11 protein-coding genes are annotated in these 6,386 nt (G+C 38.4%); 8 read left to right on the top strand and 3 right to left on the bottom strand.

Annotated features, from left to right (window positions below; all coding sequences use genetic code 11):
- A partial coding sequence (locus tag NLX67_RS20595) for a hypothetical protein (RefSeq protein ID WP_375143433.1) occupies positions 1-334 on the top strand: 334 nt, incomplete at its 5' end.
- 177 nt (positions 335-511) lie between these two features.
- Positions 512-685 (top strand): hypothetical protein, encoded by a 174-nt coding sequence (locus tag NLX67_RS20590; protein WP_254313295.1) that lies wholly within the window; start codon positions 512-514, stop codon positions 683-685.
- Between the two features lie 162 nt (positions 686-847).
- Here NLX67_RS20590 and NLX67_RS20585 read toward each other — a convergent pair whose 3' ends face one another.
- Entirely contained in the window at positions 848-1,159 is a 312-nt protein-coding gene (locus NLX67_RS20585; protein WP_254313294.1) for a hypothetical protein, read from the bottom strand.
- Between the two features lie 130 nt (positions 1,160-1,289).
- On the opposite strand from NLX67_RS20585, the gene NLX67_RS20580 reads away from it, so the two are divergent.
- Both NLX67_RS20580 and NLX67_RS20575 read left to right on the top strand, forming a co-directional pair.
- Positions 1,290-1,730, top strand: coding sequence for a hypothetical protein (locus NLX67_RS20580; protein WP_254313293.1), 441 nt, complete (start codon positions 1,290-1,292; stop codon positions 1,728-1,730).
- Between the two features lie 276 nt (positions 1,731-2,006).
- Positions 2,007-2,693 carry a hypothetical protein gene (locus tag NLX67_RS20575; protein ID WP_254313292.1) on the top strand — a complete coding sequence of 229 codons (687 nt, stop codon included), beginning with the start codon at positions 2,007-2,009 and terminating at the stop codon, positions 2,691-2,693.
- A gap of 81 nt (positions 2,694-2,774) precedes the next feature.
- Here the strand turns inward: NLX67_RS20575 and NLX67_RS22970 are convergent, their stop codons facing one another.
- A complete protein-coding gene (locus NLX67_RS22970; protein ID WP_305882039.1) occupies positions 2,775-3,623 on the bottom strand; it encodes an STAS domain-containing protein in 849 nt (282 codons plus the stop codon).
- Positions 3,624-3,749: 126 nt separating this feature from the next.
- On the bottom strand, positions 3,750-3,959 hold the full coding sequence (locus tag NLX67_RS20565; RefSeq protein ID WP_254313291.1) for a helix-turn-helix transcriptional regulator: 210 nt from the start codon (positions 3,957-3,959) through the stop codon (positions 3,750-3,752).
- A gap of 154 nt (positions 3,960-4,113) precedes the next feature.
- Between NLX67_RS20565 and NLX67_RS20560 the strand changes: the two genes are divergently transcribed.
- From NLX67_RS20560 to NLX67_RS20545, 4 genes are all read left to right on the top strand, one after another.
- Positions 4,114-4,626 carry a GIY-YIG nuclease family protein gene (locus NLX67_RS20560; protein WP_254313290.1) on the top strand — a complete coding sequence of 171 codons (513 nt, stop codon included), beginning with the start codon at positions 4,114-4,116 and terminating at the stop codon, positions 4,624-4,626.
- A 22-nt stretch (positions 4,627-4,648) separates the two neighbouring features.
- The gene (locus NLX67_RS20555; protein WP_254313289.1) at positions 4,649-4,975 is read left to right on the top strand and encodes a hypothetical protein; all 327 of its coding nucleotides are present in this window, start codon (positions 4,649-4,651) and stop codon (positions 4,973-4,975) included.
- Between the two features lie 296 nt (positions 4,976-5,271).
- On the top strand, positions 5,272-5,634 hold the full coding sequence (locus NLX67_RS20550; RefSeq protein ID WP_254313288.1) for a hypothetical protein: 363 nt from the start codon (positions 5,272-5,274) through the stop codon (positions 5,632-5,634).
- 317 nt (positions 5,635-5,951) lie between these two features.
- Positions 5,952-6,380 (top strand): dihydrofolate reductase family protein, encoded by a 429-nt coding sequence (locus NLX67_RS20545; RefSeq protein WP_309143158.1) that lies wholly within the window; start codon positions 5,952-5,954, stop codon positions 6,378-6,380.
- Positions 6,381-6,386: the final 6 nt, after the last annotated feature.

Below are 6,386 nucleotides of genomic sequence, written 5' to 3'. Positions count from 1 at the left end.
AAATTTAGCTTTGAAACACATTGGGGCAACCACACAAGAGACCTGGGCGACTCAGAAGTGCATTTGCTGCACTTGCTCAGAAGAAGTGATAACGAATCAGAGAAATCGTAAATTAGCATGGTCTAAATATGCCCTCGCAACCGAATTTATTTTATGTCGAATGGATGAAACCCTTTCAGAAATTAAAAGATGGGGTTTTACGAACAGGAATCAGATCAAAGAAACTGCTTTTCCAGTAGAGTCTCAAAATGGATTGTTAACGCTTCAAATAAGCGGGAGCGGAAAGACACTTAAGACCCAAGAAACTACTTTTCCGGTAGAGTCTCAAAGTTGATTGTTAACGATTCAATAATCTTTTCATCGAAGGAAATTTATAAAAATATAAATATCGGTTATAAATGGAGGGCAACCCGAATTAGGGCTGTCTTTTTTGTATGTATTATTCATTTTGGCGAATTAGAAATTTTCGAGGTTGCTTACATCAACTATACGCAAAAGCGGATGGTGTGCCATGAAAACATTTAAGCTGAAGCAAGAAAAGGAAATGCTGCTCATCGAAACGGATCTCACCAAGTTTCAGACGCTGGACCGGCTAATAATGATTGCCGCTCGTGAATATAAACGTGCCGGTAAAGAGGCGGATCTGAATCGCATGATCGGGATGCTGCAGGCAATGACATTATAGATATGCCGAAAAATCGGCACATCTCCACAAAATTGCGGAGATTAAAGGGGGACGATATTTCGTCCTCCATCAGAATCAGCTTTAATATTCTTAATCATGACCAAAAAAATTATTCTAAATCGCGATAAAACAAAAAGTCCTACTCATACGAGCAGAACTGCTTCATTCTCCATATCCCGTTAGCGCATTTTTGAAAAGCATATTCGCTAATTCTGACTTGGCACCCTTACCTTTTTCTTCCCCGAATTTATCTAATTTCTTTGCCAGATCCTCATCTATGTACACTGTAACTTGCCGCTTTTTAGACGTCTCTTTAAAGTTCGGCACCTTATCCAGAAGGCTGCTTGAAGTCCGTTTCCTCTCAACGCCAACTTCCTCTGGGCTGTTAACAAGACTTTCTTTTTTTGCAGCTTCTAACCTAGCAATTAAACTCATGTAAGACAATGTTTCCTGTTTCTTACTCATTTTCTTCACGATCCTTTCCCAAAAGAAAGGTTACTACAGAGGATACTGCAAAGAAAGATAATTGGTTGTACTTTTTTGCGCGACCAAAAAAGGAAGGGTATCCGCTCTCGTCGAATGATTAATGCAGGAGGCGAATGCAATGAAAATAAAGGAACTGCTTGAAAGGATGCAGACGGAGCGATTGGCGGATATTGCGAAGAATCACCTTACTATTGGCGAAAAGCCGGCGAGAAATGCTTTAAAAACGGCTGGCTGCTACTCAATCAGCGGAAAACGGGGCTGGTACTATGATGGAGATCCGGCCACACTAGAAAAAAGCATTTACGACTTCACAAAAACCCACGGCGAACGAAAGAACGAATCCACCAAAGAACCAACGTTTAAACTATCCAAAGAACAAAACAATATACCAATGATTGAACAAAACAGCGGAAGTCAAATCCTGCGGAAACGGGTGTCATTCGATATAAACATGGCTTTATTTAAGCGGCTGAAGCTGTATTGTGTAGCGAATGATAAAAACATTTATGAAGTAGCTGAAGCGGCTGTTCAAGAGTATTTAGATCGTCGGCAGGCATGAACCCAGCAATAAAATATGGGTTGCTGAACAGTCAGCAGCCGCTTTTTTATGCAGGGTAGCCATGCAGTATAGCGCGGCCTCTCCAATCCAATGACAGTTATTTTTGTACAAAACCGCGCCAGAACAGCACTTTTCGACTAAAAAAAATAATGAGAAAAACGCCAATACAGGATCTGAAAAAAGCAGCTACCGACTTCTTATTTTACGATAGAACAGGTTTTCCGCTTACAAATATCCTGCTTCCATAGTATGATTAGTGGAAAAGGAGGGATTTAATTGGTAAGAAAGGTAAAATTATTCATTACGCTATTTATGGCAATCGCTTTGTTTTTCACTACATACCAGCCGGCAGAAGCAGCGAATCCGATTAAGCCGAGCCAAAGCCGCGTGACGCATACCATTAAGGATGCGAATGGCAATCCCTATAAGATTTACTTTGCAGGCACAAAAGAAAAGAAAGCAATCGCTTCGTATGATCGTTGGGATTGGGCTGCAGTAAGTGATGAAGCTGATGAAGGGGATCAACTATATACAGGCAACTACACGTTGTATACACACGATCCGAAAACAAGCCATATTTATAAAAGTAAATTTCATTTCCCTGGCTATTTGTTGAATACAACACGTAAAACAGTTCACATATACCCTTCCAAAACAAAAGGACAACCAGATTACTTAGCGATTGCTTACGGCATGGGTTACGGGGCTGAAATGAGTGACTGGTACTATATGAACAAAGGTAAGCTGACTCAAGTCATAAATGGAACAGGGTTTATCCATAATCAACGCGCTAAAGTAATGGGTAAAAACACATTCCTTACCTATGTGTATGATCCTAATTTTGAGGATTATCCTTTTATGAAATTTACCATTAACCCAGCGACAGGAGAAATGGGCCAAAGCTTTCCGGTATACAAAGATATATTCAGAATCATTGAAGACTGGCCGAAACACTGGCAATAAAAAAAGACCCGCCTGCTTGATTGCCGGCGGGTTTTTTGCGTGGAAAAAGAAGCTGCAAGAGCCGCTTCAATATTGAAACCATTATGAGAACATCGTAATCGAACACTGCAAGTCCTTTAAGGCTTGTTCCAAGTTTGATTTTATCTTTAATTCGCTAATATCAATTCCAAGGTTAACCATTGTTTGAGCAACTTCCGGTCTAATTCCGATCAAAATAGCCTCTACCCCAATCAGGCTTAATGCTTTCTCGATTTTAAAAATTTGGTCCGCTACCATGGTATCCACAATCAGCACGCCTGATAAATCGATAAGAAGATGAGACAGTCTCATTTTTGAAGATTTTTGTAATACTTCCTCCATCAAAAGGCGCGCTCTCTCAGTATCAATATTCCCGATCAAAGGCAATGCCGCTATTCCTTTTGTGATTGGCACAACAGGGACAGATAATTCAAGAAAGGCACGTTGGGCTTTTTTAAGCGTCTCATGATGAAATTTAACATAGGCTGAACTAAAAGCATAAACCGCTTGATCTAAAAGAGGATCAAGAAGAGAAGCTACTTTCAGTGACGTGGCTAATGACATATCATGTTTTTGCATTTCTTCCCCTAGTACTTCCCATATATAAGTTCGGTAATAGGTTGTTCCTTTTAATGATTCATCTAAAGGAATTCCTAGGCTGCACGATTTTTCTCCCACTTCTTTTCCCCACCTTAAAAAAGCTTCATCCGCTGTTTTTAGATCTGGGTATTGAATAAGGACTTCTCCAAACAAGCCCACGAAGTTCGCTCGAATTTCAATGATTTCTTTGTCTGTGACTGAGTATTTTGATGATCTTGTTTTATTAAATCTTTTCTCGTGTACCCGCTGGGCAATTTGATATTTTTTTTCTGAAAGTTTTTCCCCCAGAATCTGCAGCTCATTATTCATCATTGTTCCTCCAAAAGCTCATGTATTTGATTGTATACTTATTAGTTTACTGCATCGTATTCTCCGATGCTTTTTACTCCACTTTAGTAGGTGGATCAGGTATGTATTCGGCGAACAGAAGCGGCTGCATTAAATCTTATCTCCATCTTCCAGGAAGAAGAAGCCTTCGTATTTTGCACCGACTACTTCAGCAATCTCCTTTAATTCCTTTTCTGAAAAATTGTCTCTTTTGAATTTGTTGTATAGATTTTGCGGTTTAGTGTCCAATTTTTCAGCCAGTTGAGTAGCTGTTATACCTTTTTTGATTAAAAGAATCTTTATTTTTTCACTCATTGCCATGTCAAAAACCCCCTTATATGAAAGATTATACACTATTTATTGATTAATTAATCAATAAAAATAATAAAATGAAACTTTTAAGTGTTTCAATGTAACTTAAAAATAATATTATGTAACTAATAAGTTACAAAAAAACGACACGAGGAGGCATTGCATGATAAAAATTGACGTCACATACGACATTATTATTCGAGTAACCGACGTGAAAAAGATGCAGGGGTGTATGTCCGGCGTATATGTGTTTTTGAGCAATGATAATAGACCGCTTTATGTCGGGATTGCTACTAATTTAAAGTTACGCTTGGTGCAGCATTTACGAAAAGAAACTAATACGAAAAGATTCGTTCATCTATTTGAAAAAGTAGCTCTCATACACGAAGAAGATCCGTTGCTAAGAAGGATGGCGGAGATTTATTTAATCAATACCCTGAACACTCCCGTAAACAAAAACGGTGTGCATCCAGAAGGATTACAGGCACGATCTGTCTCTGCTTTGGACATAAAGCAAAAATTTGGTCGTTGTAATGGGCTTACGAATGACAGAAAACAATGCCGCAGAACCGCTCATACAAACGGTTATTGCTATCTTCACGGCGGTAACGGTGAATCACTCACAAAATTGCGGCAAGACGCTTTGCTGGAAATTGATAAAGATCTCATCAGTTAAAACAACTAGGGAGGAAAACACAATGAAGGTATCAGAAAAAACGCTTTTGAATTTAGCGCAGGCCATGGCAGAAATAACTTTTGAGGAATTCCAAGAAGAAGCAGCTAAAGACGGGCGAGTGGCATTTCTTGACGATGTAGTTGAAGTTGAAGAGTTCAATGAACTATTAGGTAAGCTTCAGCTTGATTCTAAAGTAGGCGCTGAAATAAACAATGCGGCAACAGCATGGGCGTACGAAGCTGGACGTGAAGCGTATGTACGGGGATTCAAAACAGCACTGAAAATAGTTCAGGAGATGACACGTTCCTCAGAAGCAGATTACCAGGCTAAAGATAGTGAAGTCGCATGAAAGCGAAGATGGAAAACAAAATGAGCCAGCGTACAATCACTGTTAAGTACTCGAAGGATATTAGAAAAGGCATTCGGATGAAGTTTGTGGTTGAAGGAAGAACGCTCTTTATTATAGGAGCAAAGGAATTTTAAGCATAAAAAAAACAAGCGGCGAAAAATCGCTTGTTTTTTTATGCTTATTACCCAGAAGAATTCGGGAAAGTAAGTATAGAGCTTCTGACAATTTGTTAGCAATTGTTTATACGTTAGATCCAAGCTTACTTACATTATCTAAATAGAAAGGGGAAACAATTAATGGATATCAAGGACCATGTAGGGTTGGTGGATTCAGCAGATGATGAGAAGAGAAAAATAAAAGGTAAGCTGCTGAGCGGAGAGCCTATCTATTATTACAGAGATGAAGAAGGTGAAATTACCTTATTTCCTGATGTTGTAGATTATGCGCCTTTGCTCTACAACACTTATATAAAATATGATCAAAAAACGAAGCTGGTGTGGAGGTACAATATGGCTGAAGATGAAGAGGGTTTATCGGGAGTGATAAAAACATGTATAGGTAAGGAAGAGGTCGAAAAGGTATTGGATGGACAAGTCACTGTAAATATAGGAGCTAAGAGAATTCAGAAAGAACTAAAAGCATACTTTGATGGCGAATGATGACTGGCTACGGCCGGTCTTTTTGTCATAACTTAACAGTTTTGACCAAAGTCAAATTTAGTACACATTTAGAATTTTCCAGATTTACTACTCTTGATAATTTGTAGCAAAATCAAGGTTAGAGCGGGGTCATAACTCGTAGTCAAAAGTAAGATGCTGTTAACAACTTCATAATTTTTCACATATATACGCACTTGTATTCTAGATATATTGGTTTTTTATATTATGTGCTAAATTCAAACAAATGCTTTATTAAAAGATTTATCAACATGATTTGCAGTCAACGAGGAAGCTGAGTATGGCCTTTCTGTAGAAAAATTTCAGATGAGAGTACAAATAGGACAGGGGATCACATAGTTGAAGTCCTTACGGAGCAAGTATCTGATACTTATCTGGCTTATCTGCAAAAACTAGGTATATCTTATATTTTCGGCGGAAAAGAACAGTTGGATTTTACTGTAGTAGGAGAAAAACTAAAAAAATTATTTTCCATCGATCAATTACTACTTGAATGTGGAGGCTTTTTAAATGGCTCCTTCTTGAACGAAGGTTTAATTGATGAAGTGAGTTTGGTGTTAGTCCCCATTGCAGATGGTGCATCCAGCTCTTTAACATTATTTGAAACGAGCTCTTTTCTAAAAAAACCGCAGCCAGTCAATTTCTGCTTAAAAGCAATCGAAAAACTGGATGATGGTGGGTTATGGATGAATTATGTAGTAAAACATGAACAACCATATTTCACCTAAATTAAA

The organism is Domibacillus sp. A3M-37, assembly GCF_024213455.1.
GTDB lineage: Bacteria > Bacillota > Bacilli > Bacillales > Domibacillaceae > Domibacillus > Domibacillus tundrae.
Note: the sequence above shows the minus strand (reverse complement) of the source record. Positions and strands in the feature narration are given on the sequence as shown.